Genomic DNA, 1,498 nt, shown 5'->3' with positions numbered 1-1,498 from the left:
ATGAGAAGTAGTCATTAGGCTCCCATATTTTCCGTCATCAACCATTATTACATTACCGGCCCCCAAGGTAACTTTATTGAAGTTAGGGTCAAAGCTACAACCATCACAGGTAACTCCATTGGGATTTGCCAGGATATAATCCGCGTCAGCGCCTACCAAATGTTGACGGCCAAGCAGAATGGAAGGATTATCACCAACAACTTCATTTAAAATCACTTCAGCTCCACGCCCTCCCGTAGCCAGGTTTGGATTAGCAGCAATGCTTTCCTTATCGTAATTTGTATTTTGTATTGAGTTATTAAATACCGCTCCTGGCTTATCTACGTTAAAGTCTTGATATTGGTTGTGAGATAACCCCGATTCAGACGGTGGGGCGATATTTATTAGCACAGCACCATTGTCCAAATGACTAATTTCAGGGCGATTAGCCTTCTCTCCTGCTGCTTCTATTCCTGCAGCATAACTTATTGATACCGGGGTGAGAATCATCGATATCAAGACAGCCAGTTTACCACCCGATGAGAGTGTGAATTTTTTTGTTTTCATTTAAATATCCTAATTTAGTGGTTTATATATACCCTAAATAATTTGAATTGCAGGAAGGCGGCAACTGAGCAACTCCCCAGAAACTTACATCAATAAGTGACTGAGCTAAATCAAGGCAGCCAACGCACATGCAACTTGCAACTTGCAACTTGCAACTTGCAGTATAATAGGTATAGTGAGATAAAACTAAAACGTATAACTCGACTTTAATAAATACTGGACAGGCTCACTTCTTTTATTATTATCTGATAACCAAAAACCACGACTGGCTTCCAAATCAAATTGTATACTTTTATAATACAATGCCAGGCCCGCACTCAGGCCAACATTACTTTGCCAACCTTGCGTACTGCCATGTGATAAAACACGGCCACTATCAACACCCACTCTTGGTATTACTGTCGTTTCTCCCAACCAAAAATAACGCGACAACGTATTCTTTAGATACCAACCACTATCACCAGACAGCACTCCACGGCTAAATCCACGTAAGGCATTACGATCAGTTAGACTTAACCGTTCTGAAGCCATCAGTGGTTTTCGACTATATTCTCCAACTAATGAACTATTGATCTGATAAGGTGAGTCAAATAGATGAAAACGTCTATTTAAGTTAATTATCATTTTACTCTTGGTAAAATCACGGTTCTGAGCATGTTTATTTTTTGAAAAACCCAACCACGGCAACCCTTTATCGACCGAGAAATTAAAACTCATCGTACCATTAGGTATAATACGAAAATGATTAACCCCCAACTCTAGTGATGTATACTGATAACTATTAACGTTTACTTTAGTATCATTAATAAATGAATTTCCTTTTTTATGCTTTAAAGTTGAACTTAGCGTATTAATTTGTTGACTATTTCTATAAAACATAAAATCAGTTTCAAAACAGTATTGCTGCACTCCTCCACTAAATTTTATAATTCTCGTCGTCGGTTTGTCATAA

General features: G+C 38.3%; 2 protein-coding genes. Both read right to left on the bottom strand.

Annotated features, from left to right (window positions below):
- A partial coding sequence (locus V1952_RS21770) for a filamentous hemagglutinin N-terminal domain-containing protein (protein WP_420075540.1) occupies nt 1–546 on the bottom strand: 546 nt, incomplete at its 3' end.
- A 186-nt stretch (nt 547–732) separates the two neighbouring features.
- Nucleotides 733–1,498 (bottom strand): ShlB/FhaC/HecB family hemolysin secretion/activation protein (locus V1952_RS21765; protein ID WP_420075539.1); only part of this gene is annotated, 766 nt, incomplete at its 5' end.

Origin of the sequence: Yersinia sp. 2542 StPb PI (assembly GCF_048593855.1) — a bacterium.
In the GTDB taxonomy this organism is placed as follows: domain Bacteria; phylum Pseudomonadota; class Gammaproteobacteria; order Enterobacterales; family Enterobacteriaceae; genus Yersinia; species Yersinia enterocolitica_E.
This window is presented reverse-complemented; position numbering and strand designations above follow the sequence as displayed.